At 54.6% G+C, this 25,558-nt stretch carries 23 protein-coding genes; 12 read left to right on the top strand and 11 right to left on the bottom strand.

The window, feature by feature from the left end; translation table 11 throughout:
• Both QLG08_RS04780 and QLG08_RS04775 read right to left on the bottom strand, forming a co-directional pair.
• Positions 1-1,218, bottom strand: a complete 1,218-nt coding sequence (locus QLG08_RS04780; protein WP_015700249.1) for an ROK family transcriptional regulator — start codon at positions 1,216-1,218, stop codon at positions 1-3.
• A gap of 133 nt (positions 1,219-1,351) precedes the next feature.
• A complete protein-coding gene (locus QLG08_RS04775) occupies positions 1,352-2,239 on the bottom strand; it encodes a LysR family transcriptional regulator (protein ID WP_014593769.1) in 888 nt (295 codons plus the stop codon).
• Between the two features lie 94 nt (positions 2,240-2,333).
• Here QLG08_RS04775 and QLG08_RS04770 point away from each other — a divergent pair, with 94 nt between their 5' ends.
• The 6 genes from QLG08_RS04770 to QLG08_RS04745 all read left to right on the top strand — a co-directional run bounded on the left by QLG08_RS04770 (position 2,334) and on the right by QLG08_RS04745 (position 7,007).
• Entirely contained in the window at positions 2,334-3,581 is a 1,248-nt protein-coding gene (locus QLG08_RS04770; protein WP_238493372.1) for an MFS transporter, read from the top strand.
• A gap of 165 nt (positions 3,582-3,746) precedes the next feature.
• Positions 3,747-4,004 (top strand): hypothetical protein, encoded by a 258-nt coding sequence (locus QLG08_RS04765; protein ID WP_014605782.1) that lies wholly within the window; start codon positions 3,747-3,749, stop codon positions 4,002-4,004.
• A 202-nt stretch (positions 4,005-4,206) separates the two neighbouring features.
• Entirely contained in the window at positions 4,207-4,752 is a 546-nt protein-coding gene (cybB, locus tag QLG08_RS04760; protein ID WP_014593771.1) for a cytochrome b561, read from the top strand.
• A gap of 165 nt (positions 4,753-4,917) precedes the next feature.
• Positions 4,918-6,102 (top strand): sugar transporter, encoded by a 1,185-nt coding sequence (locus tag QLG08_RS04755; RefSeq protein ID WP_014605781.1) that lies wholly within the window; start codon positions 4,918-4,920, stop codon positions 6,100-6,102.
• 456 nt (positions 6,103-6,558) lie between these two features.
• A complete protein-coding gene (locus QLG08_RS04750) occupies positions 6,559-6,882 on the top strand; it encodes a hypothetical protein (protein WP_282472821.1) in 324 nt (107 codons plus the stop codon).
• 26 nt (positions 6,883-6,908) lie between these two features.
• On the top strand, positions 6,909-7,007 hold the full coding sequence (locus tag QLG08_RS04745) for a YoaK family small membrane protein (RefSeq protein WP_015700245.1): 99 nt from the start codon (positions 6,909-6,911) through the stop codon (positions 7,005-7,007).
• 1 nt (position 7,008) lies between these two features.
• Here QLG08_RS04745 and QLG08_RS04740 read toward each other — a convergent pair whose 3' ends face one another.
• Positions 7,009-7,275 carry a DksA/TraR family C4-type zinc finger protein gene (locus QLG08_RS04740; RefSeq protein WP_014605780.1) on the bottom strand — a complete coding sequence of 89 codons (267 nt, stop codon included), beginning with the start codon at positions 7,273-7,275 and terminating at the stop codon, positions 7,009-7,011.
• A gap of 102 nt (positions 7,276-7,377) precedes the next feature.
• Positions 7,378-8,973 carry an ABC transporter substrate-binding protein gene (locus QLG08_RS04735; protein ID WP_015700244.1) on the bottom strand — a complete coding sequence of 532 codons (1,596 nt, stop codon included), beginning with the start codon at positions 8,971-8,973 and terminating at the stop codon, positions 7,378-7,380.
• Positions 8,974-9,100: 127 nt separating this feature from the next.
• On the opposite strand from QLG08_RS04735, the gene pepT reads away from it, so the two are divergent.
• Positions 9,101-10,327, top strand: a complete 1,227-nt coding sequence (gene pepT, locus QLG08_RS04730) for a peptidase T (protein ID WP_110015143.1) — start codon at positions 9,101-9,103, stop codon at positions 10,325-10,327.
• 56 nt (positions 10,328-10,383) lie between these two features.
• Here the strand turns inward: pepT and QLG08_RS04725 are convergent, their stop codons facing one another.
• A complete protein-coding gene (locus QLG08_RS04725; RefSeq protein ID WP_013025862.1) occupies positions 10,384-12,054 on the bottom strand; it encodes a methyl-accepting chemotaxis protein in 1,671 nt (556 codons plus the stop codon).
• A gap of 189 nt (positions 12,055-12,243) precedes the next feature.
• The gene (locus QLG08_RS04720) at positions 12,244-13,764 is read right to left on the bottom strand and encodes a carboxylesterase family protein (protein WP_210494459.1); all 1,521 of its coding nucleotides are present in this window, start codon (positions 13,762-13,764) and stop codon (positions 12,244-12,246) included.
• Between the two features lie 172 nt (positions 13,765-13,936).
• On the opposite strand from QLG08_RS04720, the gene QLG08_RS04715 reads away from it, so the two are divergent.
• Positions 13,937-14,371: a DoxX family protein gene (locus tag QLG08_RS04715; RefSeq protein WP_014605776.1), complete on the top strand. Its 435-nt coding sequence runs from the start codon at positions 13,937-13,939 to the stop codon at positions 14,369-14,371.
• A gap of 33 nt (positions 14,372-14,404) precedes the next feature.
• Here QLG08_RS04715 and QLG08_RS04710 read toward each other — a convergent pair whose 3' ends face one another.
• Complete coding sequence (locus QLG08_RS04710) at positions 14,405-15,745, bottom strand: VOC family protein (RefSeq protein ID WP_238493373.1); 1,341 nt, start codon at positions 15,743-15,745, stop codon at positions 14,405-14,407.
• Between the two features lie 67 nt (positions 15,746-15,812).
• Positions 15,813-17,153, bottom strand: coding sequence for an aromatic acid/H+ symport family MFS transporter (locus tag QLG08_RS04705; RefSeq protein WP_013025866.1), 1,341 nt, complete (start codon positions 17,151-17,153; stop codon positions 15,813-15,815).
• Positions 17,154-17,471: 318 nt separating this feature from the next.
• Here QLG08_RS04705 and QLG08_RS04700 point away from each other — a divergent pair, with 318 nt between their 5' ends.
• Positions 17,472-18,392: a LysR substrate-binding domain-containing protein gene (locus tag QLG08_RS04700; RefSeq protein ID WP_013025867.1), complete on the top strand. Its 921-nt coding sequence runs from the start codon at positions 17,472-17,474 to the stop codon at positions 18,390-18,392.
• Here the strand turns inward: QLG08_RS04700 and smrA are convergent.
• Positions 18,389-18,955, bottom strand: a complete 567-nt coding sequence (gene smrA / locus QLG08_RS04695) for a DNA endonuclease SmrA (protein ID WP_014593778.1) — start codon at positions 18,953-18,955, stop codon at positions 18,389-18,391. The two genes, QLG08_RS04700 and smrA, sit on opposite strands and share 4 nt — an antisense overlap.
• Before the next feature lie 318 nt (positions 18,956-19,273).
• Here smrA and QLG08_RS04690 point away from each other — a divergent pair, with 318 nt between their 5' ends.
• Positions 19,274-20,014, top strand: a complete 741-nt coding sequence (locus QLG08_RS04690) for an FNR family transcription factor (protein WP_013025869.1) — start codon at positions 19,274-19,276, stop codon at positions 20,012-20,014.
• Between the two features lie 119 nt (positions 20,015-20,133).
• Positions 20,134-21,087 carry a universal stress protein UspE gene (gene uspE, locus QLG08_RS04685; protein ID WP_013025870.1) on the top strand — a complete coding sequence of 318 codons (954 nt, stop codon included), beginning with the start codon at positions 20,134-20,136 and terminating at the stop codon, positions 21,085-21,087.
• 48 nt (positions 21,088-21,135) lie between these two features.
• Here the strand turns inward: uspE and pntB are convergent, their stop codons facing one another.
• Positions 21,136-22,524, bottom strand: a complete 1,389-nt coding sequence (pntB, locus tag QLG08_RS04680; protein ID WP_238493374.1) for a Re/Si-specific NAD(P)(+) transhydrogenase subunit beta — start codon at positions 22,522-22,524, stop codon at positions 21,136-21,138.
• Between the two features lie 3 nt (positions 22,525-22,527).
• The gene (pntA, locus tag QLG08_RS04675; protein ID WP_029568811.1) at positions 22,528-24,060 is read right to left on the bottom strand and encodes a Re/Si-specific NAD(P)(+) transhydrogenase subunit alpha; all 1,533 of its coding nucleotides are present in this window, start codon (positions 24,058-24,060) and stop codon (positions 22,528-22,530) included.
• 533 nt (positions 24,061-24,593) lie between these two features.
• Here pntA and ydgH point away from each other — a divergent pair.
• On the top strand, positions 24,594-25,547 hold the full coding sequence (gene ydgH, locus QLG08_RS04670) for a DUF1471 family protein YdgH (protein ID WP_013025873.1): 954 nt from the start codon (positions 24,594-24,596) through the stop codon (positions 25,545-25,547).
• Positions 25,548-25,558: the final 11 nt, after the last annotated feature.

The raw sequence follows: 25,558 nt of genomic DNA, 5'->3' as shown, positions 1-25,558 counted from the left end.
TTAACCTTGCAGTAACTTAATTAACAGGTAGCCGCTGTAAAGCGAATCCTTGATCAACGCGGCCGCACCCAGCGTACCTGGCTCAGTAAATTCAGTGGGTGCAAGCTGAATCACTGCGCTGTATGCAGGTAAAGACTGCTGGTGAATGGTATTTTGTACTGCCGGAAAGAGAACATCTGCCGCCTGATTTAGCGGAGAACCGATAAGAATTTGTTGAGGATTAAAGATATTGACCATCATGCCGAGGATCCTGCCAACATGATGCCCCACTGTCGCGATGGCATCCCGCGCCAGCCTGTCGCCGCTCTGTGCTGCCTCACAAACGGCAGAAAGCGTTAAGGGCTGATGGTGTAACAGGCTGTCGGGCTGACCCGGAAGTCGGTGCGCAATCAGCGCCAGCAGGCTGCCGGTACTGGCGACTGTTTCAAGACAGCCGTGATTGCCGCAGTAGCATTGCTGGCCGTAAGGATCGACCTGTGTGTGGCCGACTTCCACCAGCGCGCGTCCGCTTTTGTGCAACAGCTGACCGCCAGTGATCACGCCAGCCCCTACCGTTTCGTCGATCACAATCTGAATCACGTCCTGCGCACCGCGTGACGCACCAAACAGCGACTCGGCAAGCGTCCAGGCGGAGATATCGTGCTGGATAAATACCGGCAGGCCGGTCCGCGCCGCCAGGGTGCTGCCCAACGGCATGTCATGGCAGGTATAGCCGGGTAGACGGTGCACCACACCGGATGCGGCATTAATCAGCCCCGGTAGGGTGATGGCAATGGCGGTCAGCCTTTCCAGCCGTTTCTGATGACGGATAAAAAACGCGTCAACATGGTCGGTCAACCGCGTCAGCAGCGGCTCCGTGGCGTCATCAATGAGCGGCAGGTTGTCTTCGACCAGCGCCCTGCTGCTGAGGTCACGCAAGGTCAGCGTCAATATGCCACGGTGCAGACGAATCGCCAGATAGTGCCAGGCGTCCGTATCAAGGATTAAACCAATCGCCGGACGGCCGCGAGCGCCTGGCTCCTGAAACTCGGTTTCCTGAACCAGGTGGGCATCCAGCATTTCCCGCACGATTTTGGTAATACTGGCAGGCGCCAGCTGGGCCCGTTTGGACAGTTCAATACGCGAGACTGGCCCATGCTGATCGATTAACCGGTAAACGACGCCAGCATTAATTTGTTTAATTTGGTCAATATGGCCAGGTTGACTGTCCGAACTCACACCCTGCTCCGGTTATTTTCGCGCTTCTAAATAAATATCCGCTATGGTGCGGCAGATTCACTTTTTGCGGCAAATATTTGCTTAGATATGTGATTTAACACACATAATTTTTCTGGCTTTGGCGGATAAATTGTCACTCACGGCGCAGTAACGCCATCATATGCGCCATCTGCGCACTCATTTCGCGTTCGCCCGACCAGACCAGCCACATCTCCGACTGCGCATCAGGCTCCTCCAGCGGTAACCACACCACGTTTGCCAGACGCGCGTGGCTGAAGGAGGCAGGCAAGATAGATACACCCAGCCCGGTCGCGACCAGTCCGAGAATAGTCATGGCCTCGCCCACTTCCTGGGTAATGTAGGGCCGGATCTGATAGCGCTGAAGCAAATCCAGGATTTCGCTGTACAGTGCCGTTCCCACCTGAGGATCAAAAAACACAAAGGGTTCCCGCGCCAGCGCCTGCAAGGTGATCCGCCCTGCCGTCGCCAGCGGATGGGCTTTATGCACCACGGCGCACAATGGCTCGCGCAGCAAAAGCTGATGATGCAAATCGGCGGGGAGCGGCGTGTTGCGCATGACGCCGAGGTCCAGCTTGCCCTCATGCAGCGGAGCCAGCTGCTGACGGGTGTTAATTTCCTGCATCTGAACATGTACGTTGGGCCAGCGCTGGCGAAACACATAAAGCGCATCTGACATCACGCCAATAAAAGCCGCAGAGGAGGTAAATCCAATGCGCAGCTCTCCTTCTTCACCGCGATGCAGACGCGCAGCGCGCTGGGTTGCCTGCTCGACCTGTAACAGGATTGCCCGCGCATCCTGTAAAAACTGCGCGCCGGCCGGCGTAAGCTGCACGCTACGGTTGGTGCGGTTAAACAGCTGCGCGCCGGTTTCCGCTTCAAGCTGCATGATTTGCTGACTCAACGGCGGCTGGGAGATGTGTAAGCGCTGGGCTGCGCGGCCAAAGTGCAGCTCTTCCGCAACGGCAATAAAATAGCGCAGGTGACGCAGTTCAATATTCATAGGTTAAACGTCTTATTTAAGATGATTAATATATTAGACAACCTAATAGACCTTTTCTACAGTAACACTCTGTTTTTACTCATAAGGATCCCCTGTGAATCGCTCTTCACCTGCGGTGCCGCTGGACAGCGACATGCCTGCGCAGTCTGAGGCTTCCTCGTCTGACTGGATTGTGCGCGGCACCCGGCTTTTTATGCGCGTCACGCTCGCCTTGTTTTCTGCCGGGCTGGCCACCTTTGCCCTGCTGTATTGCGTGCAGCCTATTCTGCCGGTGCTCTCTGCACAGTTTGGCATTTCTCCCGCCGCGAGCAGTATTTCGCTTTCCATTTCCACCGCCATGATGGCCCTGGGATTACTGGTGACAGGCCCGCTGTCCGATGCCATAGGACGGAAGTCCGTGATGGTAACGGCGCTCATGCTGGCCGCAATCTGTACCCTGCTCTCTGCCACTATGACCAGCTGGCACGGCATTTTACTGATGCGGGGCTTGATCGGCTTATCGCTGAGCGGTGTGGCCGCGGTGGGCATGACCTATCTGAGTGAAGAGATTCATCCCAGCGTGGTGGCCTTTTCGATGGGGCTGTACATCAGCGGAAACTCGATTGGCGGCATGAGCGGCCGCCTGATAAGCGGTGTATTAACTGACTTCTTTTCATGGCGCATAGCCATTGCGGCCATTGGCTGTTTTGCCCTCGCCGCTGCCCTGATGTTCTGGAAAATCTTACCGGAATCGCGCCATTTCCGTCCGGCCTCGCTGCGCCCGCGCCATCTGACCATTAACTTCCGTCTGCACTGGCGCGATGCGGGATTGCCGCTGCTGTTTGCCGAAGGCCTGCTGCTGATGGGCGCCTTTGTGACGCTGTTCAACTATATTGGCTATCGCCTGTTGGGCGCGCCGTGGCATTTAAGTCAGGCTGTGGTGGGCTTGCTGTCGGTGGTTTATCTGACCGGGTCATGGAGTTCCCCGAAAGCCGGCGCGTTAACCAGCCGGTTTGGGCGCGGCCCGGTTATGTTTGGCTCGACCTTTATTATGCTGATGGGGTTACTGCTGACGGCATTTAACGGTATCGTGCTGATCTTCATTGGTATGATGCTGTTTACGGCAGGATTTTTTGCTGCGCACTCCGTGGCGAGCGGCTGGATTGGCCCACGCGCTCGTCGGGCAAAAGGTCAGGCTTCTTCGCTCTATCTGTTCAGCTATTACGTCGGCTCAAGCGTGGCGGGTACGGCTGGCGGCTTTTTCTGGCATCAGTTTGGCTGGGGCGGCCTGACACTGTTTATCTCCGCTTTACTGCTGTTAGCGTTGTGGGTTGCCTGGCAGCTGCACCGCCGCAAACTCTAGCAAAACTTAATGAATATTCCGGGTGTTTGACTGCCCGGAATGCGGCCCGTACAAGAATTGTCCGTATTATCAGTATGATTGCCTAAAGCACGCGTTTCCCCGCTATAATCGGTTTGATCCCAAAGATTAATGTCATCTTTGAATTCACAGCAAGGGGGAGACCTAATGGCGCGATACTATTACGTCAACAAACAATCAGGCTACAACGATAATCACGTGGTTCATGCAAGCGGCTGTAAATATCTTCCGGATTTGGAAGGTCGGCTGTTTCTCGGCACATTTTATTCCGCAACCGCAGCCATTCAGCAGGCCCGTAAGTACTATCCCGGTTCATTAGGGTGCGATGCGTGTTGCCCGGTTGCCCCGGGTAAAAATGTGCACACTCAGGACAGTGTGGCGCTTAAACACGGCGTGGATTTCTGATTACGCAACGCCCGTTTGACGTCAGTATGGCGGTTGCTGGCCGCCATTCTCAGCCCAGCCCGTGTGCCGGTTATCCTCGCCTTCTCTGCCCCCGAGTCTGCTGTCTGCGGTTGGTCTGTCATCCCACAGAGTCGTCATTTCGTTAAGCTTTTTCATTTTTTTCCGTTATCTTAGAACCCTTACTTTCATACAGGGCTCTACCATGCGTAATAAATTCGCATCGTCTCAAATTGCGCTTCACTGGCTTACTGTTCTGCTGCTCATCATTGCCTATGCCACGATGGAGTTACGTGGCTATGTCGAGCGGGGTTCCTGGCAGCGCTTTGCGATGATGGTGACGCATTTCAGCGCCGGGGCGACGATTCTGGTGGTGATGCTGTCGCGATTACTGCTGAAACTCCGTCATCGTAGTCCCGCCATTGTTCCTCCGGTGCCGCGCTGGCAAACCGGGCTGGCTCACCTGACGCATACGCTGATTTATGCGCTTTTCATCACGCTTCCGGTGCTGGGACTGGCATCGCGTTATCTGAAAGGTCGCGAGTGGCAGTTATTTGGTATACCGATGCCGGTGGCGGCCGAACCTGACTTTGATCTGTCGGATACGCTGACCGACTGGCACGAAACGCTGGCCCCACTTGGCTACTGGCTGATTGGCTTACATGTGGCGGCGGCGCTGTTTCATCATTACGCCCTGAAGGACAATACGCTGCTGCGGATGATGCCCGGACAGCGTCATCGCGAGCCGTAAACGCCATACGGCCGTATCGGGCAAAAAAATTTCATCTTAATCTGCGCCTGGTGGTTCCACCCGGCGCGTAATTCCTCCACAATAACCGCTAAAGTGTGACGCAGGTCACTATCATGGGGTGATCGCCCTGACTCCTTTTTGACGCACAGACTGATTTAACTTCTCATGCCATTAACAACTGTTTCCCGTAAAACGGCCTGGCTACGCGTGGTGCTGTTGGCCATCGCCGCTTTTGTGTTCAATACCACCGAATTCGTGCCGGTCGGTTTACTGTCCGATATTGCCGCAGGCTTTTCGATGAAAACGTCTGAAGTGGGCATTATGCTGACGATCTATGCCTGGGTGGTGGCCTTACTGTCACTGCCTTTGATGCTGCTGACGCGGAATATTGAACGCCGGCTCCTGTTAACGGTTCTGTTTATCGTCTTTATTGCCAGTCATGTGCTTTCTACGTTTGCGTGGAGTTTTACCTCCCTGATCGTATCCCGTGTGGGAATTGCGTTGTCCCATGCGGTGTTTTGGTCAATTACAGCATCGCTGGCAATTCGTGTTGCCCCCGCAGGTAAAAAAACCCAGGCACTCAGCATGCTGGCAACCGGCACCGCGCTGGCAATGGTTTTGGGCGTGCCGATTGGACGCGTGGTCGGTCAGGCGCTGGGCTGGCGCACAACGTTTGGCGTGATCGGGCTGTCCGCCCTGGTGCTGATGATTATGCTGGCGCGTATCCTGCCACGGTTGCCCAGCGAGCACACGGGTTCGCTTAGCAGCGTTCCCCTGCTGTTCCGCCGACCGGCGCTGGTCGGGATGTATCTGCTGGTGACGTTAATTGTGACCGCGCACTATACGGCCTACAGCTATATTGAGCCTTTTATGCAGCTCGTTGCTAATGCCAGCGAGGGGTTCACCACCTTACTGCTGCTGCTGTTCGGTTCGGCGGGCATTATTGGCAGCCTGTTATTCAGTTCGCTGGGGAAAAAATTCCCCTCTGCGTTGCTGATTGCCGCTATCGCGCTGGTGACGCTGTGCATGGGACTGTTAATCTTCGCCGCAGTCCGGCCCGGCGCAATCATTACCCTGTGCGTGGTCTGGGGAATGGCAATGATGATGATTGGCCTGGCGATGCAAATCCGCGTGCTGTCTTTAGCCTCGGACGCGACGGACGTCGCGATGTCATTGATGTCCGGTATTTATAATATCGGTATTGGTGCGGGCGCGCTATTAGGCAGCCAGGTCAGCGCTTACATGAGCCTGTCTGATGTGGGTAATGTGGGAGCGATCATCGGACTCGCGGCGCTGTTATGGTGTATTTATATTTTCAAACGTTATCCGCAACTGCGTTCCAACGGGTGACAACAGCAGGCTTCGTGATGACGGAGCCTGCTCTGGTTTATTCCTCACAGACACAATGCGTGAAAACAGCCGCTCGGCTACCGGCACCGGGATAATGCCGCCGCGCGTTGGCGGTTATCTGCGTCATCGATCACGCCGCGTCACCAGCCTGCCCGACGTTAGCCAGCACGAGTCAGTGAATTAAGGTCACAGACAACCCTAAACATTAAATAACGGAACACGCGCTGCCCCCTGCGTTTTTAACGTCGTAACCTGAGACAGCGTATTGGCCGGTATAAAATTGGCACGTGTAAATTGGTTATTTAAGCCGCATCGTTAAGGTATAAAACGTCTGGGAATTCGCCTGCCGTTAATAAGCTAAAAAAGTTCGTTAAATATCATTACCCTATTCTCAACACTTCCATTACCTATGTTTACCCCGTATAACGGAGAAAATCGTTAACGTCAGGTGTCATAATGACGAGGAAGTGGTTAACTCTATATTTGTCACGCAGCGTCAGCTGGGTCATGCTGGATGATATTCGGGCGATCTTGCCCACTGATGGGGTGAAAATTTTTCTCAATGACTTAGACGATGCCTGCCATGCCACAGTAGAATGTGTGCAGGCAGAGAATACCTGCGCGCTTGTGGCCTCGGCGATTGTTGTGTGGCGTCAACTGGGTCATATCCACACAATGATTTACACCAAAGGCGAGATACGGCGTGCGGTAAATGAGGCGACCCAGTTTGAACTGTTTACGTTGCTGAAGAACCATCACGCCGTGTTACGGCTGGCTTAATCCCTGAATAGACTCACAGGATAAACATGAGAATTGGTCTGTTGTTCCCCATTGCTATCATCGTGGCCGGCATCGGTTTTCTCGCCTGGTTCATCGGCAGCGGCCTGGCCATGCCGGGATCATAAGTCAGCGAAGCTGGCTGTCTTTACTGCCGCGACGGTTGTAAAGGCTGGTTTCTTTTTGCTGCTTATCGATTTTTTCCTGACAGGTGACACAGTAGCGCACGCCTTTCAGTGCCTGACGGCGCGCCGCCGGTATCGGTTCGCCGCACAGTTCACATTCCGTGGCGCTTTCGCCCTGACCGATCGACTGGCGCACGCGTTCGATCCCGTCGTTAACGGTACTGTCGATCTGTTCCTGAACCGCCCCTTCTGAAGCCCAACCGTTCGCCATGTTATTTCCCTTCTGAACACCAAACATACTCTTAACTGTACAACATATCTGACATTTTGCAGGCAAGGCGGCACACGTCCCTGTGAGCCGCCGCATCATGGATTACGGCTTGATATCGACCTGATAAAAAATATGCTTGCCGAAGGGATCCACTTCATAACCGCTGACCGTCGTGCGTATCGGTTCATAAATGGTGGAGTGGGCAATCATGACGGCGGGCATCTGGTCATGCATGATCTGCTGCGCCTGCAGGTACATTTGAGTCCGTTTGCGCTGATCCGGTTCGGCCCGGGCTTGGGTGATCAGGGTTTCAAACGGCTGATAGCACCACTTTGATGAGTTTGAACCGCCTTTCGCCGCGGTGCAGGTATAGAGCGGTCCGAAAAAGTTATCCGGATCGCCCGTCGCCGTTGTCCAGCCCATCAGAGCAGCCTGATGTTCACCGTTGCGCACGCGTTTGAGGTATTCGCCCCATTCATAACTCACGATGTTGGCCTTGATGCCGACTTTTGCCCAGTCGGCCTGAATCATCTCCGCCATCCGGCGCGCATTCGGATTATAGGGGCGCTGAACCGGCATCGCCCACAGCGCGATTTCCGTTCCCGGTTTCACACCCGCTTCGGCCAGCAGGGCTTTAGCCTTTTCCGGATCGTAATCGTAGTCTTTGAGATCCTTGTCTGCGCTCCAGACGCCAGGCGGAAGAATATTTTTGGCGACCGTGCCCGTGCCTTTAAAAATGGCCTCAATAATGGCGGGTTTGTTTATCGCCATGGCCAGCGCCTGACGGACTTTCACATTATCAGTGGGCGCTTTAATGGTGTTGAATGCGAGAAAACCGGTATTCAGCCCTGCTGCCTGTTTGAGCGTGATCGCCTTGTTCTGTCGCATTTTGTCCAGGTCGGCCGGATTAGGGAATGGCATCACCTGACACTCATTTTTTTCCAGTTTGGCGTAGCGCACGGCGGCATCCGGCGTGATGCTGAAAATCAGCCTATCCAGTTTGGCTTTCCCCTGCCAGTAGTCAGGAAACGCCTTATAGAGAATGCGTGAATCTTTTTGATACTGCACTAGCTGGAAAGGTCCGGTGCCTATCGGGTCCATATCCACCTTCTCTGGCGTGCCGGCCTTTAGCATCTTGTCCGCGTATTCCGCTGAATGGACAGAGGCAAAGTACCAGGCCAGGTCGGCCAAAAACGGCGACTCCGGATGGGCCAGGGTGAAGCGCACGGTGTGATCGTCGATGCGATCGATATGGGTGATAAGCGTCGCCAACTGCAGGCTGTCGAAGTTGGAATAATTGCCACCAGAGACCGCATGATAGGGATTTTTGCTGTCCATTTGCCGCATAAACGAGAAGATCACATCATCTGCGTTGAAATCGCGGCTGGGCGTAAACTGCTTATTGCTCTGAAATTTGACGTTGTGCCGAAGATAAAAGGTATAAACCTTGCCGTCCGGGCTGATATCCCAACGTTCTGCCAGGCTGGGAATCAGTTCGGTCGTGCCCGGTTTGAAGTCCACCAGGCGATTGAATACCGGTACAGCACTGGCATCCACGCTGGTTCCCGAGGTGTAAAGTTGCGGATTAAAATTTTCAGGGGAGCCTTCGGAGCAGTACACCAGCGTTTTTGCATGAACGCCGCCCGCCAGAGCCACACCTGCAGTAAGCAGTGCCAGGGTCGTAAACCTGTTTCTCATTATTGTCCTCGCTTTCTGTTGACTTCCGTTAGTCTGAATATCTAAATGAATGATTTAGCGCTTTGATAGATAGCATGAATCACCACCATAGCGAACCCCGCAGTACGTCAACTAATAAGGATTAGTGATGACCGACAAACTTCAGGCGCAACTCATTACGCGTTTTTTTCGTTACCTGGCGGTAAGCAGCCAAAGTGATGCAAAGTCCAGCACCTTACCCAGCACCCCCAGCCAGCACGCGATGGCGCAGCTGCTGGCGGACGAATTACGCGACCTTGGCCTTGAGCAGGTTGTGATTGATGAACATGCCACGGTAACGGCGCTGAAACGAGGAAACTGCCCCGATGCGCCGCGCGTGGGGTTTATCACCCATATCGACACGGTTGACGTGGGGCTGTCCCCTGACATTCACCCGCAGATCCTCACCTGGCAGGGTGAAGACCTTTGTCTGAACCCACAGCAGGACATCTGGTTACGTCGGGATGCGCACCCGGAGATCGCGGCCTATATCGGCCAGCAGATTATTTTCAGCGACGGCACCAGCGTGCTGGGCGCCGATAACAAGGCGGCCGTGAGCGTCGTCATGACGCTGATGGAGAATTTGCAGGGCAAACACGGCGACGTCGTGGTGGCGTTCGTGCCGGATGAGGAGATCGGGCTGCGCGGCGCGAAAGCGCTGGATCTTGAAACCCGTTTTAATGTGGATTTCGCCTGGACGATTGATTGCTGCGAGCTGGGCGAAGTCGTTTATGAGAACTTCAACGCGGCCGCAGCAGAAATCCGCTTTACCGGTGTGCCGGCGCATCCGATGTCGGGCAAGGGCGTGCTGGTCAATCCCTTACTGATGGCTCACGATTTTATCAGCCACTTCGACCGGCAGGCGACGCCGGAACATACCGAAGGTCGCGAAGGCTATATCTGGTTTAACGAGATGCAGGCCAACGCCAGCATTGCCACGCTTAACGCCTCGATTCGCGATTTTGATCTGGCAGGCTTTGCTGCACGCAAACAGCAGTTGCAGGCGGTCAGAGATATCATCGCCGCGCGCTATCCCACGGGCAAAGTTGAGCTAACCCTTCGCGATATTTACAGCAATATCAGCAATGCGATGGGTGAAGATCGTCGGGCGGTTGATCTGATTTTCGCCGCCCTGCAAGCGCTGGATATTGCGCCTAAGGTGATCCCCATGCGCGGCGGCACCGATGGCGCGGCTTTGTCGGCGAAAGGTCTGTTAACACCCAACTTCTTTACTGGCGCGCATAACTTCCATTCGCGCTTTGAGTTCCTGCCCGTGACCTCCTTTGTGAAGTCATACCAGGTGGCAGAGAAGCTGTGTTATCTGGCGGCGGAGTGATGGGATACAGGCAGTAAAAACCGCCTTCGCGATGAAGGCGGTGGTCAGATGCGGGTTTAGAAAGTTACCCAATCGCCGTTATCCGCCGACGCGGCTTTAGGCTGGAATGAGGTCGTTGGGCTGGCCGGCTGTGAGGGCGGCTTCCGCGTTGACGTCGGTGCCAGGGGCGCATCGCTGGACAGGCGGAACTGTGCGACAGAGGCCTGCAAGGCTTCCGTCTGCAGCGCCAGCGCACTGGCGGCGGCGGAGACTTCTTCCACCAGCGCGGCGTTTTGTTGGGTTACGCTGTCCATTTCCGTTACCGCCGTGCCAACCTGCGAAATGCCTTTGCTTTGTTCTTCTGAGGCGGCCGCGATTTGCTTCATGATCGCGTCAACATCCTGCACCGATTTCAGAATACCGCTCATGGTGCCGCCGGTCGTGCTGACCAGTTGCGCCCCCTTTTCCACGCGCTCAACGGAATCCGCAATCAGGCCAGCGATCTCTTTTGCCGCACCCGCACTACGCTGGGCCAGATTTCTGACCTCACTGGCCACAACGGCAAAGCCACGGCCCTGTTCCCCGGCGCGGGCGGCTTCTACTGCGGCGTTAAGCGCGAGGATATTGGTCTGGAACGCAATGCTGTTGATGACGTTAGTAATCTCTGCAATTTTCTTCGAACTGTCAGAGATTCCGTTCATCGTGGTGACCACTTCACCGACAAGACTACCGCCCTGTTTGGCCGTGATCGTTGCGGCTTCGGTCAGGGTACTGGCCTGACGCGCATTTTCCGCATTGAATTTCACGGTCGCCGTCAGTTGTTCCATACTGGCTGCGGTTTGCTCCAGCGCGGCAGCCTGCTCTTCCGTGCGTGAAGACAGATCGTTATTCCCAATCGAAATCTCAGCGGCTCCGCGTGAAATGTTTTCCGTGCCGCTACGAATCGCACTGACGGCTTCGCGCAGGCTGTCCTGCATGGCGCTCAGTAAGGGCACCAGTTTGCCGACGCAGTTACGGCCCATATCTTCAACCGGCTTGCTGAGATCGCCTTTGGCGATGACTGAAAAATGTTCGCGAATTTTTTCCAGCGGCTTAACCAACATTTTTACCAGATAACGGTCGGTAAACAGCAGAATCAGCAAGCCAATCACCACGGTGACTGAAATCAGGGTTTTGGTCATCGCGGTCATGCGATCGACTTCAACCCGCGTTTGACCCAGTTTGACACTTGCCACTTTATTGAAGTTTTCAGTACTGGCACCAAAGGCACGGCTCAGCGCGGGGGTGACGTCATTTGCCTGTTGGCGATAGCTGTCCAGCGAATCCTGGCGGGCACGCTGAAGCTGAACCGTCACGCCCTGGTCGAGCAGTTTTTGCCATTTATCAATAACGTCATTGGCAACGGCTGCATCCATTGGGCCGGGAGAGAGCTGTTTGAACAGGGTCAGTTGCTGAGACATACTGTCCAGTGCCTGCTGTACGGGCGCGAAAGCCTCATCGTTTTGCGCTGTGCCTGCCGCTTTTTTCTCCATGACGCGCGACAGGCGCGTAATCATACGAAAGTACTGATCGTTGCCCTTACTCAACGCGGTCATCTGCTCCACGATATGGCGATCGACATCGTTGCCGTCACTCAACGAATTGAGCGAATGAATACTGAACAGCCCGATTCCGCTCCACAGCAGGCAAAACAGCCCGAGTATTGTCAGCATTACCGCGCGAATTGTGAAATTTTTAAGCATACCCATACTGAAATCCCTTAAACGTTAACCCGTGACACCGGGCGTATGGGATATATCGGCAGAAAGGCCGAAAATGTAACAGCGCTGTTAAACTTTTTTATGCTGGTGCACTGCCTCCGCGACAGATCACCGTTTCAGCAAAAATCAGCCTGGAGGGCGCGCAGGATGGCACCCGGCACGAGGGCTGAGGGAGCACTATAGGCGAACCATACGCGACATCATCAGACGAAACAGCGCCAGCCGCCGACGCATAAAGCGCGGCATGAGTCTGAGCCCCGCTTTCCCCTCGCACCCGAGTGACATTGTCACGTCATTATTCGCCTGCCAGGCAGGCCAGGGCAAGATCCCGTCCAGTTGCGTCGTGCTGGTGTTCACGTCGCGGGCAAAGAGAAACCAGTAGTCACTGACCTGCTGCGCAAACGCGTGATCGGCGGCCGTAAAGCGGCGATCGTCGCTGACAGCGGGCAGGTTATGCAGAGTATTCATGACGTAGGGGATTTCGTTACCGTGCCAGGTGCCGTGCGGAAAAAGGTCCCGCGAATGTTCAGATACGTAATCAAACCAGTAGCGCCAGCCCGGCATAGCGACTTTTTGCTGCGCCCGCATCACCAGCCAGGGAAGCAGGCTAAACGTCATATCCCGTGCCACGGCACGTCCGAGCAACGCATCCGTCTCAAGCGGATAAATCCATTTCAACAGCTGATAGCTGAACCGGTTTTGACGACGAAGCCGGTCTACCACCGTGGCGGCATCGACACCGAAATACGCCAGTACGCTGGCTTCGTCGCTGTTGCTTCCGGCCATCAGCGGCAGACGATGCTGACGTCCGGCCATAAACGTATCCAGTACCGGCGCGGGAAGGACCGCATCGCCCGCGATGGCAACAGGACCCAGCCCGTAGCTGCTGTCCAGTGACCAAAAGGCCTCAGCAGGCAGCGCGCGCAGCTGTTCCATGCTGGCATCAGCGGGCAAACCTAAACGGCTGGCCACCTTCACGCCTTTCTCAAGCGCCGTGGTCCGCGTCACGTCTGGCAGACTATAGGCACTCTGCACAATTCCCTTGTGGAACAAACCGGCTGACAGGGGCGAACAGCACAGCGATAACAGGCTACGTGCGCCAGATGACTCGCCAAACAGCGTAACGTTACGGGCATCGCCGCCGAATGCGTGAATATGGCGCTGAACCCAGCGTAAAGCCGCGATCTGATCCAGCAGGGCAAAATTGTGAAGCGTCCCGGTCGCCGACTGCTCTTTTTCCATGGCCGGATGGGCAAAAAAGCCAAGATGGCCCAGCCGATAGTTAATCGTGACGATAACCGCGCCGCGTGAGGCCAGCGGTTTACCGTTGTAGGGAGCCAGCCCGCCGGAACCGAGGGTAAATCCGCCCCCGTGCAGCCATACCATCACCGGCAGAGGCTTATCGGGCTGCAGTTCAGGCGTCCAGACATTGAGATAAAGACAGTCCTCGCTGAAATCGCCGGGATCGCCGCCGCCAATCGCAAGGCAGTATTCGCGGTTCTGCCAGCTCGCGGCAGAAAAATGCAGTGCGCTTCGCACGCCCTGCCAGGGGATGACGGGCTGGGGCGCGCGCCAGCGCTGGTCCCCCACAGGCGGCGCAGCGTAAGGAATACCTTTAAACACAAAGATCCCGTCATCGATGCCGCCTTGCAGCTCACCGTCCGCGATAGCGATCTTCAGGCCGTGCTCATTTTTCATGCATTATTCCTTGTCTGCGTAGGCGGTCATTATTTCAGGCCATCTGTCTTTGTCCAGAAACACAGCGGGTAAAAATACCGAAAATGTGCTGCGCACGTCCGCCGGGATTGACCGCTCCCGGCGAACCTGTTTTTAGTACTGCATGTCGTTTAAAGCGTGAGAGGAATAGAAAATGTTCAGTGGCATCAATCAACTTTTTGTTCGAATGACCGATCATCCTGACCTGGGCAAGCTGTTATTGCGTCTGACACTGGGTGGACTGCTGCTGTTTCACGGTGAGTTCAAGCTGGTGCACGGGGTGGGCTGGATTGCCCAACTGCTGCACCAGCACGGCCTGCCAGGATTTCTTGCCTGGGGTGCCTGGATCGGGGAAATTATCGCCCCGCTGATGCTGATTGTGGGGCTGATGACGCGGCCTGCGGCGTTCATTGTGGCGGTGAATATGGTGGTGGCAACGCTGCTGGTCAAAACCGGGGCACTATGGCATCGCACCGGCGTGGGCGCCTGGTCGCTGGAGACCGAAGCGCTGTTTCTGCTGGGCGCGCTGGTGATCATGCTGCTGGGCGCGGGAAGATTCACGCTGATACGTGATTCACGGCTGCAATAGTCGCGCAATCCGGGGCAATCACGCCCCGGTGGGTTAGCATGCCAGGCCGCAACGTTGTATTGAGGCTTCCTGACGCTGGGCATACAGCGCCATTTCGTCCAGTACTGCGCAGCCCAGTGCGGCTTCAAAGCTGCTGCGGCTTGCCTGGCCTGACGAGCGCGCCTGGGTGTGATCCCCGAGGTTAGACTGAAAAATCCCCGCCGCGCTGACCGGTAGAAAATCCTCATAAATAATGGGATCAGCCAGAATGCGGCCCTGTTCGATCAGGGCGTCCAGCGGTTCACCGGGCTGAGGCGGTTCAGCCCGGCCTTTATCACTCAGGCGATAATGAAACCAGGCCAGAGCCTCCCGGCGTAGATCGGTTTCGTTATCCGGAAAAGCCTGAAATACAGCAGACAACCGTTGCTGATGCTGTTGATTGTCTGCGCCGCTTCCGGCCTCAGTCAGCAGCCGATCGTAAAGCGCGCGCCCCTCTGGGGTTAAGGCCGCGCCGCGCTGTTCTATCTCACCAAATCTTGCCGTATGGGTGCCCTGGTAGCCATCTTTGAAAACGACAGGTTCCTCCAGCGCTTTAAAACTGGTCTGGCGTAATAAAATCGGCACCTTGCGCCGAGGCGGGCCTTCAATAACGTTTTTGGGATCGATGCCACGTTCGGGCATTAACGCCTGAACGCGATCAATGTCCAGGGTTCTCGGTGTCAGGTGGTTGATATGACAGGCAGGAAAACACACGACGTCCGCAATCAGCCGGTGTTGTTGATTAAGGGCCTGATAGGTGTGGCTTTCAACGAGGCTATGCGAGTGCCAGCGAAAGGTTTCTAACGCCTCGGTAATAAAGCGCTGCGCCTGCGTCTCAGTCAGACCGCCCTGCTGTTGATGCTGTTGAATTAATGCGCGACAGCCTGCGGTGAAAATGTCCCGCGAGGCCAGAATTGCGGCAGCTTCATCGCGCAGCGCCGGGTCTTCAATCAATTCAAGCCGCAGTAATGAGGTAAAAATACGGAACGGATTACGACGCAACGCGTCGTCGTCAACAGGGCGAAACGCGGTTGAGTGTACCGGTACGCCCGCCTGAGAAAGGTCATAATAGCCGACCGGGAACATGCCCATAACGGCGAACATCTGACGCAGCATGGCCAGCTCTTCGGCGCTGCCGACGCGGATTGCACCGTGGCGTTCCAGGCTTAAACGGCTCAGCTCATCGGCTTGCGCCAGGCGCTGCTGCAGGGCGCTGTCCGCCGCCAGCGAGGCCTGATTAACGTCTTTGACCAACTGCATCAACGTGCCGTACAGCGGCACTTCCTGCTGATACATGTCCGACATTGCCTTTGAAAAGCCCGTACGGATGGCATCCGCACTGATAACGTTATCCATAATCACCACCTGAAAGCATGAGCGTTGCAGCTACTGTAATCCAACGCGTTGCCGTCAGCGGAAAAAATCATGAATTTGTGATCGGCTTAAAACCATAACGGTTTTTAATCACCAGCATCGCTGTCGTGAGGACGGCCGGGATCGCCAGAAGCAAAAAGATCAGGTTAAAAGACCAGCCGAGCGACAGCATTTCTGCTCCCACAAACGCGCTGAGGATGGCACCGATTCGGCCCACGCCATGCATCCAGCTGGAGCCGGTCGCGCGGGCATGGGTAGGATAATAGCTGGCTGATAAGGCATTCATGCCGGTATTAGCACCGTTAAAGCAAAAGCCGCTACAGAAGGCTATGCTGCTCATGACGGTGACCTGCGCCGGTGAGAAACCCAACGCCACAATGGCAATCCCGCCACAAAAATAGATGACGGCCAACGCCAGGTTGGCATTAAATCTGTCCATCAACCAGCCAGCAAATAACGAGCCCAGGGTGCCGCCCGCCTGATACATGGCGGTGATAATGGCGGCCTGGGTCACGGTCATCCCCTGTTTACTCACCAGCGAAGGCAGCCAGCTACCTATCAGATAAACCAGAAAGAGCCCCATAAAATAGCCGCCCCACAGCATCAGGCTGCCGGTACGGTAGCGGGGAGAGATAACCGTGGCGATTGCGTTTTTGTCTGGCTGAGTGGCGTCCGCTTCGGAGGATTGAAACTGACTGTGCGGGTTCGTACTGCCCGGAATCATACGCTCCAGAATGGTTCGGATGCGTTCTGCCGGCGCACCACGGCTAATTAAGAAACGCACTGATTCTGGCAGTTGCCGTATCAGCACCGGGAGCACCAGCAGCGGTAAAATACCGCCCAGCAACAGAACAGAATGCCATTCGTAACGCGGTAACAGCCAGGATGCCGCAAAGCCTCCGCTGGCTGCGCCAAAGGTAAAGCCGCAGAAAACCACGGTGATGATGAATGAGCGACGGCGCTCGGGGGCATATTCTGCGACCAGGGTGCTGACGTTCGGCATGGCTGCGCCCAATCCGAGCCCGGTCAAAAAGCGGAACAGGATCATCTGCTCAATGCTGTGCGAAAACGCGGTGACCAGTGTCCATAAGCCAAAAAACAGCACGCTGAATATAATCATTAAGCGACGACCAAAGCGGTCGGCCAGTGGACCGGCGATCATGGCGCCCAGCGCCAGGCCAATAAGCGCCGCACTGATGACGACGCCTAACTGATGGTTCGTGACGTTCCAGGACGCTTTCAGCGAGGGCGCGATAAACCCCATGATGGCGATATCCATCCCATCAAGCGCCACGACGATAAAACAGAGTACAATCAATCGAATTTGGCCACCGCTCAGGGCACCCTGATTGATTAACCGGCGAACGTCTACCGACTCAACGCTGCTCACGGACGTACTCTCCTTAACGAAATAACTATCAGTTTTGGTAAAAAAAACGGCGCTTATGATAGCCGATCGTTAACGATAAAACGCGTGAATTTTACACGAGAATAATAATCATTCAAAAAATGGTTAGTTAAGTTAATGATTTTTCAGTCACGACTGGCGGCTGCGTTATCCGACGATAGCGCCTCAAGCATTATTTATCAGTAACTTAAATGAAAACCCGATAAAAAGTACACATTGTTAATAAAAATTTGCAGCAAAGTTAACAAAATCCAGCTTAAATAGTTGCCAGTTACCTGGCAATGTCATTAAGTTTGGGAAATGGAAAAAAATATCCTTTTCAATCAGCGCATTCGCTTGCGTCATTTACATGCCTTTGTTGCCGTTGCGCAGCAGGGAACGCTGGGGCGTGCAGCCGAGACGTTAAGTCTTAGCCAGCCTGCACTCTCTAAAACCCTTAACGAACTCGAGGAACTGACGGGCGTCAGGCTGTTCGAACGCGGCCGACTGGGCGCACAGCTCACCACCATGGGAGAGCAGTTTCTGACGCATGCGGTAAAGGTGCTGGATGCACTGAACCATGCCGGTCAGAGCTTTAACGAACAGATCAACGAGCGTCCTGCCGTGATTCGGCTTGGCGCGCTTACGACTGCCGCGATGGGCATGTTGCCACAGATTCTCGATCGCTTTCATCAACTGCGTCCTAACACCACCATTCAGGTTGCCACGTTGCACAACAATGTCTTGCTGGCCGGACTGCGCGCGGGCGAATTTGATATCGGCATTGGTCGTATGGCTGATAAAGAGATGATGACCGGCTTAACCTATGAACTGCTGTTCCTCGAATCATTAAAACTGGTTGTCAGGCCGGAACATCCCCTGTTAAGTGACAACGTCACCTTATCCCGCGCCATGCAGTGGCCGGTAGTGATTTCCCCCGAAGGAACGGCTCCGCGCCGCCTGGCCCAGCAGATGCTTGACGAGCAGGGCTGCTGTTTACCGCCACATTGCGTTGAAACCTCTTCCACTTCGCTGGCCCGCCAACTGGCGCTACGCTATGACTACATCTGGTTTGTGCCTTCAGGCGCCATTAAAGAAGATCTCAGTCACAACGCCGTCTTCTCGCTGCCCATTACCTCTCCAGGCCCTGGCGAGCCGGTCGGTATTATCACCCGGACCGGCGATACCTTAAGCCTGAGCGCTGAGGTTCTGATGAGTACTATTCGTAAATTTCACAGTTAGCGACTGCGTTTTGCATGTCGCTCCCAGTTGTCCTGACGCGCTTTCTCGGTCTTACGTAATCCGACGTAAAGCGCGCCCGCCCCGCCGTGCTGCTTTTGCGCCACACAGAAGGTCTGCACCTCATCCAGCTCCCGTAGCCAACGATCCAGATAACTTCGTACGATGTTGGCGTGGGATTCACTGTCGCGCCCTTTACCGTGAATGATAAGCAGGTTGCGAAACCCGGCTTGCCGCACCTCACGAATGAAATTAAACAGGTTCTGGCGACAGACCTCTACAGGCTGACGCAGTAAGTTAAGGCTGGCGTCCAGCGTATACTGCCCCTTGCGTAGCTTATCTAACACGCCCTGCTGAATGCCCTCTGCTTTGTATTCCAGAGGCTGATCCAGCGGGATAATATCCAGATAACCGCGCGTTAAGATGTTTTCATCTTCCTGTTCTGGCGGCAGTTGACGTGCTTTTTTACTGGCGGAGAGAGGATTCCACCGCGTGTTGTCCGCATCTCTGAGTGGCGTAACGTCATTCATCGCGTCACGGAACAGATTGTCATCGTCAAGGTTCATCGCTCGCCCCTGTAAAATGATATGACGCAAAATAGTGCTTAACCCGAATAGTAGCAAAATCGGGAAAGTCTGCGCTAACCCCGTTTTTAACCCTTATTCCCGGTCTTAAGATAAAGAAAGATCCTGTCTGAAATCATAAAACCGTAAACATATATTGACGGCCGTTACACTTTGACATCAAGAAAGCCAGTAATAACAGCCTTCAGCGAAGTGTAACAGACCACACTTTTTGTATGCCTAAAAACTGCTCGGATGAGTTCCTTTGCGAGCGAAAAATGGTAAAATTGACCGCAGTCAATTATCGTCGAGCAAACCACTATGTTCCCTGAAAAACGTATACAGTCAGGCGGTTGTGCGATTCACTGCCAGGATTGCAGCATTAGCCAGTTATGCATCCCTTTCACACTGAACGAACATGAGCTTGATCAGCTAGATAACATTATTGAGCGAAAGAAACCCATTCAGAAAGGTCATACGCTGTTTAAAGCCGGTGACGACCTCCGCTCCCTTTATGCTATCCGTTCCGGCACGATCAAAAGCTATACCATCACTGAACAGGGCGATGAACAAATTACCGGGTTCCATCTGGCGGGTGATCTGGTCGGTTTTGACGCCATCATGAATGCCAGCCATCCAAGCTTTGCCCAGGCGCTGGAAACGGCGATGGTCTGTGAAATCCCCTTTGATACGCTGGATGATTTATCGGGCAAAATGCCGGCCCTGCGTCAGCAGATGATGCGTCTGATGAGCGGCGAAATCAAAGGCGATCAGGACATGATCCTGTTGCTGTCCAAGAAGAACGCTGAAGAGCGGCTGGCGGCCTTTATCTGGAACTTATCCCGCCGTTACGGTCAGCGGGGGTTCTCACAGCGTGAGTTCCGTTTGACCATGACGCGTGGCGACATCGGCAACTATCTGGGGTTAACCGTTGAAACCATTAGCCGTTTGCTGGGGCGTTTTCAGAAATCAGGCATGCTGGCGGTGAAAGGGAAATACATCACTATTGAGAACCACGCCATGCTGGAAGGTCTGGCGGGCCAGAGCCATCAGGCAGCCTGATGGTTAAGCCGGGTTAATAAATGTTATTTTATTGATCCGGCTACATCTTTTTCACTTTCTTACTGCGTTGAACATAGGCTATCTTTAATCCAGTCGCTTTGGTTTAAGGAGAGTAGCCTATGTCCCAGTATCAAAATATTCTGGTCGCCATCGATCCTCAACAGGATGACCAGCCCGCGCTGCGACGTGCGGTATATCTCAACCAGCTTATCGGCGGCAAAATCAAAGCTTTTCTGCCTATCTACGACTTCTCATATGAGATGACCACCCTGCTCTCACCGGATGAGCGCACCTCAATGCGTCAGGGCGTGATCTCTCAGCGCTCAGAGTGGATACGCGAACAGGCCCAGGCCTATCTGGATGCAGGCGTGGATATTGATATCAAAGTGATCTGGCATAACCGTCCTTACGAAGCCATCATTCAGGAAGTGCTGGCTCATCAGCATGATTTGGTGCTTAAGATGGCGCACCAGCACGATCGGCTGGAAGCGGTGATCTTTACGCCGACGGACTGGCATCTGTTGCGTAAATGTCCTTGTCCGGTGTGGATGGTCAAAGATCAGCCCTGGCCCGAAGGTGGCAAAGCTCTGGTGGCGGTTAACCTCGCCAGCGAAGAACCTCACCACGATGCCCTGAATCAGAAACTCATTCGTGAAACCGTTAAACTGGCAGAAAGCGTAAACCATACCGAAGTTCATCTGGTGGGCGCCTATCCCATCACGCCGATCAATATTGCCATTGAGCTGCCCGACTTTGATCCCAGTGTGTACAACGACGCGATTCGTGGCCAGCACCTGGTGGCGATGAAAGCGCTACGGCAGAAGTTCTCTATCAGTGAAGAGTTCACCCATGTCGAGAAAGGTTTACCGGAAGAAGTCATACCCGAACTTTCAGGGCATCTGGGCGCGGGGATTGTGGTATTAGGCACTATTGGCCGAACCGGACTGTCGGCCGCTTTCCTGGGCAACACGGCGGAACAGGTGATCGATCACCTGCGCTGCGATCTGCTGGCGATAAAACCGGATGACTTTGTTTCGCCGATTACGCTTGAAGAGGATGACGAGCACGACTAATCAGGCGAGGTTCGCAACAAGGGCGACACAATGTGTCGCCCTTGTTTATTACAGCGCTTTAAGAATATTTTCCACGCTGGCTTTGGCATCACCAAACAGCATTTGGGTGTTTTCTTTGAAGAACAGCGGGTTTTGCACACCGGCATAGCCGGTATTCATTGACCGCTTAAACACAATCACGTTTTGCGCCTTCCACACTTCCAGCACCGGCATACCGGCAATCGGGCTGCCGGGATCGTCCTGAGCGGCGGGATTGACCGTATCGTTGGCACCGATCACCAGCACCGTATCCGTGTCGCTGAAGTCATCGTTAATTTCGTCCATCTCCAGTACCACGTCATAAGGCACTTTTGCCTCAGCCAGCAGGACGTTCATATGGCCGGGTAAACGCCCAGCGACCGGATGAATACCGAAGCGTACCTTGATGCCACGGGCGCGCAGTTTTTCGGTGATCTCGGCCACCGGATACTGTGCCTGTGCCACCGCCATCCCGTAGCCGGGCGTGATAATGACGCTCGTGGATGACTTCAGCATTTCTGCGGTGTCTTCCGCACTGATCTCGCGGTGTTCGCCAGCCTCTTCGCTGTCCGTTACCGCGCTGCTGTCGCTGCCAAAGCCGCCGGCAATGACGCTGATAAACGAACGGTTCATCGCCTTACACATAATGTAGGAGAGGATGGCACCCGATGACCCCACCAGCGCGCCGGTTACGATAAGCAGATCGTTGCTGAGCATGAAGCCTGCCGCCGCCGCCGCCCAGCCTGAATAGGAGTTCAGCATAGAAACGACGACAGGCATGTCTGCCCCGCCGATGGAGGCAACCAGATGCCAGCCGAAAGCCAGTGCAATGACCATCATGACAAACAGGGCAAATCCCTGCGCGACGCTACTGTCTGTGTTGACGAACCACAGCAACAGCAGGAATGACACGATCAGCGCCAGCAGATTCAGCTTATGCCGGTGAGGCAACATCAGCGGTCTGGACGACAGTTTCCCGCACAGCTTACCGAACGCAACCAGCGATCCTGTAAAGGTGACCGCACCAATAAAGATACCGATAAACACTTCGCTGAGATGGATATTTTCCATGACTGCAGGCAGTCCGGGGGCATGATCGATATAGCTGTTGATCCCCACCAATACCGCAGCCAGCCCGACAAAGCTGTGCAGAATGGCAACCAGCTCGGGCATTTCTGTCATTTCAACCCGTCTGGCTAACCGGATGCCGATGGCCCCGCCGATAACCATCGCCAGCAAAATCCAGACGACATTGCTGCTATCGGGACCAAAAATGGAGGCGATGAGCGCAATTGCCATGCCGCTGATGCCAAAGAGATTCCCTTGTCTTGAGCTTTCATGTTTAGAAAGCCCGGCAAGGCTCATAATAAAAAGTATTGCGGCAACAATGTATGCTGCTGTCACTAATCCGCCAGACATGTGTTACCCCTTACGAAACATTTTCAGCATGCGCTGCGTGACGGTGAAGCCACCGAAAATATTGATGCTGGCGATCAATACGGCAATAAAAGACAGGAAGCTGACCCAACCGCCATGTCCCATTTGCAGCACAGCGCCTACCACGATAATGCCGGAAATGGCATTGGTGACAGACATCAGCGGTGTATGCAACGCATGGCTCACGTTCCACACCACGTAGTAACCCACTACGCAGGCGAGCGCGAAGACGGTGAAATGTGACAGGAATTCACGGGGTGCGACGTTCGCCAGGCAGGCAAAAAGCACGATGGCCAGCGCCAGCAGCAGATAGCTGCGTCGTGGCGATCCCGTCGCAACCTCACTCTTTTTCTGCACCGGTGCAGACGTGGTTGTGGCTTTAGGTGCAGCCGAGACCTGAATCGGTGGCGCAGGCCAGGTCACCTCGCCATCGCGCACGACGGTAACGCCACGGATGACAACATCGGCGAAATCGATAGCAATTTCACCGTTTTTCTCTTTGCACAGCAACTTCATCAGATTAACGAGGTTAGTGCCGTAAAGTTGTGAAGACTGGGTGGGTAAACGGCTCGGTAAATCGGTGTAGCCAATGATTTTCACGCCGTTGGCGGTGACGGTAACCTGATCGGCAACCGTCAGCGCACAGTTGCCGCCGGTTTGCGCCGCGAGGTCCACAATAACGCTGCCCGGCTTCATGCTGGCCACCATCTCTTCGGTGATGAGCGTTGGTGCGGGTTTTCCCGGAATCAGCGCCGTGGTGACGATGATATCGACCTCTTGCGCCTGCTGAGCAAACAGCGCCATTTCAGCTTGAATAAAGGCATCGGACATCACTTTGGCGTACCCATCGCCGCTGCCCGCGTCCTCTGCAAAATCGAGTTCAAGGAATTCCGCGCCCATACTCTGGACCTGCTCTTTGACCTCAGGACGCGTATCAAAAGCGCGCACAATGGCGCCAAGGCTGCCGGCTGCACCAATCGCCGCCAGGCCAGCCACGCCGGCACCAATGACCATGACTTTTGCCGGTGGCACTTTACCCGCCGCGGTGATCTGCCCGGTAAAGAAGCGGCCAAACTCATGTGCGGCCTCGACGATCGCACGATAACCGGCAATGTTCGCCATGGAACTGAGCGCGTCGAGCGACTGGGCGCGGGAAATACGGGGAACGGCATCCATGGCCATCACCGTGACATGTCGCGCGGCGAGCTTTGCAAGCAGTTCGGGATGCTGAGCGGGCCAGATAAAGCTCACCAGCGTGCTGCCCTCGCGGGTCAGACCTGTCTCGTCATCATCGGGTGCGTTCACCTTCAGCACGATATCGGCCTGCCAGACCTGCTGGCTGTCAGTCAGCGAGGCCCCCGCGGCAAGATAGCTGTCATCATCAAAGCTGGCGCGCTTACCTGCATCATGCTCTACAGCCACGCTAAAACCCAGCTTGATTAGCTGTTCAACGGTCTTGGGCGTCGCTGCCACACGTGACTCGTTAGCCAATCGCTCTTTGGGTATTCCAATTAACATAGTTTTCCCTTTCATCGATTAAAGGAGGATGATCCTTGCGGTACACATTGCCGTGCCGATACCGACCATCAGGCAATGTGATAAAAAGCAATAACCTAATCGTTTCTAAAGCTACTGAAATTGTTACGGACGATCTACTGCACAGGCGCAGTTATGTCACATTCGCCGTAATATCCAGCCGGAGTGACACAATTCCGCATAACCTCACTGTACAGGGACATTAGCAGCAAACAATCTGCTGACTGTTGCGCGCTTCACCCTGATATTCCTTTTAAAAAAAGCTAAAATTAACAATGCATTAACCATTTTTGTACTGTTATCACAGCGCATTTCATCTTATTGTCTTAAGCGTAAGGCAAAATCGCGCGGCGCGCGGTCAGGATTGAATAATCTGGCTCACAACAAGAGATATATCGCAAAAAATGGCTGCGACAGCGTGTTTATAACATGTAATAATCAGCGGCTAATCTGTTATACATCAAGAGTCCAGCACGTTTTCGTACTCATTTTGCGTAAGGCGAAGGATCATTTTTATGAAGCTGAAGAACACTATTCTGGCATCTACCCTGTTATCTCTGCTGGCGGCAAATGCATTTGCGGCTAAAGAGCTGACGCCAGAACAAGCGGCCGCGTTGAAGCCATTCGAACGTATTAATATCACCGGTCGTTTCAATGCAATTGGCGATGCGGCCGATGCCGTTTCAAAACGTGCTGATGAACTGAATGCAGATTCTTATTACATTCAAGGCATTAACGACAGCAACGGTAACAGCGGCAACTGGCGCGTGACCGCAGACCTGTACAAGGCCAACGCGCCTAAAGCCAGTCAGGAAACTGAATACCGGATGTTCAATGGCCTGAAAGAGCTGCCCAAGGCAGAGGCTTATCGCCTGGAACCCTTCGATACCGTGACCGTCAACGGCTTCTTCCCGAGCCAGCCTGATGTGAATGACGCGATCTCCAAAGCCGCAAAAGAAAAAGGCGCAGCCTCCTTCTTTATCGTGCGTCAGGTTGATGCCAATACCGGCGGCAACCAGTTCATTACCGCGTACATCTATAAGGCCGATGCGAAACAGCGCGTGGTGCAGAGTCCGGACACCATCCCGGCAGACTCTCAGGCGGGCAAAGCAGCGCTGGCGGCAGGCGGTGCAGCCGCTAAGAAAGTGGAAATCCCCGGCGTCGCCTCTTCAGAAACCCCTAGCAACACGGTAGGCCGCTTCTTTGAAACGCAGAGCTCAACCGGTAAACGCTATACGGTGACCTTGCCGGACGGCAAAGAGATCCAGGAAGTGAATGCGGTCACGGCAGCACAGATGCAGCCGTTTGATACCGTAACCTTTAGCGGACATTTTGGTACGCCAACCGAGGTTTCACAGGAAACCGCGAAACGCGCTGCCGAGAAAGGGGCTAAATTCTACCATGTGACGCGTCAGTGGCAGAACCAGAGCGGTGGCAACCTGACCGTGACAGCCGATCTGTTCAAATAAAATACCGCAGG

The sequence above is a fragment of the Pantoea sp. V106_11 genome (genome assembly GCF_029967885.1).
Classification (GTDB): Bacteria; Pseudomonadota; Gammaproteobacteria; order Enterobacterales; family Enterobacteriaceae; genus Pantoea; species Pantoea ananatis.
This window is presented reverse-complemented; position numbering and strand designations above follow the sequence as displayed.

Excerpts from the sequence above, each read along its gene's own strand:
- QLG08_RS04735 (WP_015700244.1), bottom strand. The coding sequence starts at position 8,973 with ATGAGAAACAGGTTTACGACCCTGGCACTGCTTACTGCAGGTGTGGCT.
- QLG08_RS04745 (WP_015700245.1), top strand. The coding sequence starts at position 6,909 with ATGAGAATTGGTCTGTTGTTCCCCATTGCTATCATCGTGGCCGGCATC.
- QLG08_RS04755 (WP_014605781.1), top strand. The coding sequence starts at position 4,918 with ATGCCATTAACAACTGTTTCCCGTAAAACGGCCTGGCTACGCGTGGTG.
- QLG08_RS04725 (WP_013025862.1), bottom strand. The coding sequence starts at position 12,054 with ATGGGTATGCTTAAAAATTTCACAATTCGCGCGGTAATGCTGACAATA.
- pntA (WP_029568811.1), bottom strand. The coding sequence starts at position 24,060 with ATGTTAATTGGAATACCCAAAGAGCGATTGGCTAACGAGTCACGTGTG.
- QLG08_RS04715 (WP_014605776.1), top strand. The coding sequence starts at position 13,937 with ATGTTCAGTGGCATCAATCAACTTTTTGTTCGAATGACCGATCATCCT.
- smrA (WP_014593778.1), bottom strand. The coding sequence starts at position 18,955 with ATGAACCTTGACGATGACAATCTGTTCCGTGACGCGATGAATGACGTT.
- QLG08_RS04690 (WP_013025869.1), top strand. The coding sequence starts at position 19,274 with ATGTTCCCTGAAAAACGTATACAGTCAGGCGGTTGTGCGATTCACTGC.
- QLG08_RS04765 (WP_014605782.1), top strand. The coding sequence starts at position 3,747 with ATGGCGCGATACTATTACGTCAACAAACAATCAGGCTACAACGATAAT.
- QLG08_RS04750 (WP_282472821.1), top strand. The coding sequence starts at position 6,559 with ATGACGAGGAAGTGGTTAACTCTATATTTGTCACGCAGCGTCAGCTGG.
- pntB (WP_238493374.1), bottom strand. The coding sequence starts at position 22,524 with ATGTCTGGCGGATTAGTGACAGCAGCATACATTGTTGCCGCAATACTT.
- QLG08_RS04740 (WP_014605780.1), bottom strand. The coding sequence starts at position 7,275 with ATGGCGAACGGTTGGGCTTCAGAAGGGGCGGTTCAGGAACAGATCGAC.
- ydgH (WP_013025873.1), top strand. The coding sequence starts at position 24,594 with ATGAAGCTGAAGAACACTATTCTGGCATCTACCCTGTTATCTCTGCTG.
- pepT (WP_110015143.1), top strand. The coding sequence starts at position 9,101 with ATGACCGACAAACTTCAGGCGCAACTCATTACGCGTTTTTTTCGTTAC.
- QLG08_RS04775 (WP_014593769.1), bottom strand. The coding sequence starts at position 2,239 with ATGAATATTGAACTGCGTCACCTGCGCTATTTTATTGCCGTTGCGGAA.
- QLG08_RS04710 (WP_238493373.1), bottom strand. The coding sequence starts at position 15,745 with ATGGATAACGTTATCAGTGCGGATGCCATCCGTACGGGCTTTTCAAAG.
- uspE (WP_013025870.1), top strand. The coding sequence starts at position 20,134 with ATGTCCCAGTATCAAAATATTCTGGTCGCCATCGATCCTCAACAGGAT.
- QLG08_RS04720 (WP_210494459.1), bottom strand. The coding sequence starts at position 13,764 with ATGAAAAATGAGCACGGCCTGAAGATCGCTATCGCGGACGGTGAGCTG.
- QLG08_RS04700 (WP_013025867.1), top strand. The coding sequence starts at position 17,472 with ATGGAAAAAAATATCCTTTTCAATCAGCGCATTCGCTTGCGTCATTTA.
- cybB (WP_014593771.1), top strand. The coding sequence starts at position 4,207 with ATGCGTAATAAATTCGCATCGTCTCAAATTGCGCTTCACTGGCTTACT.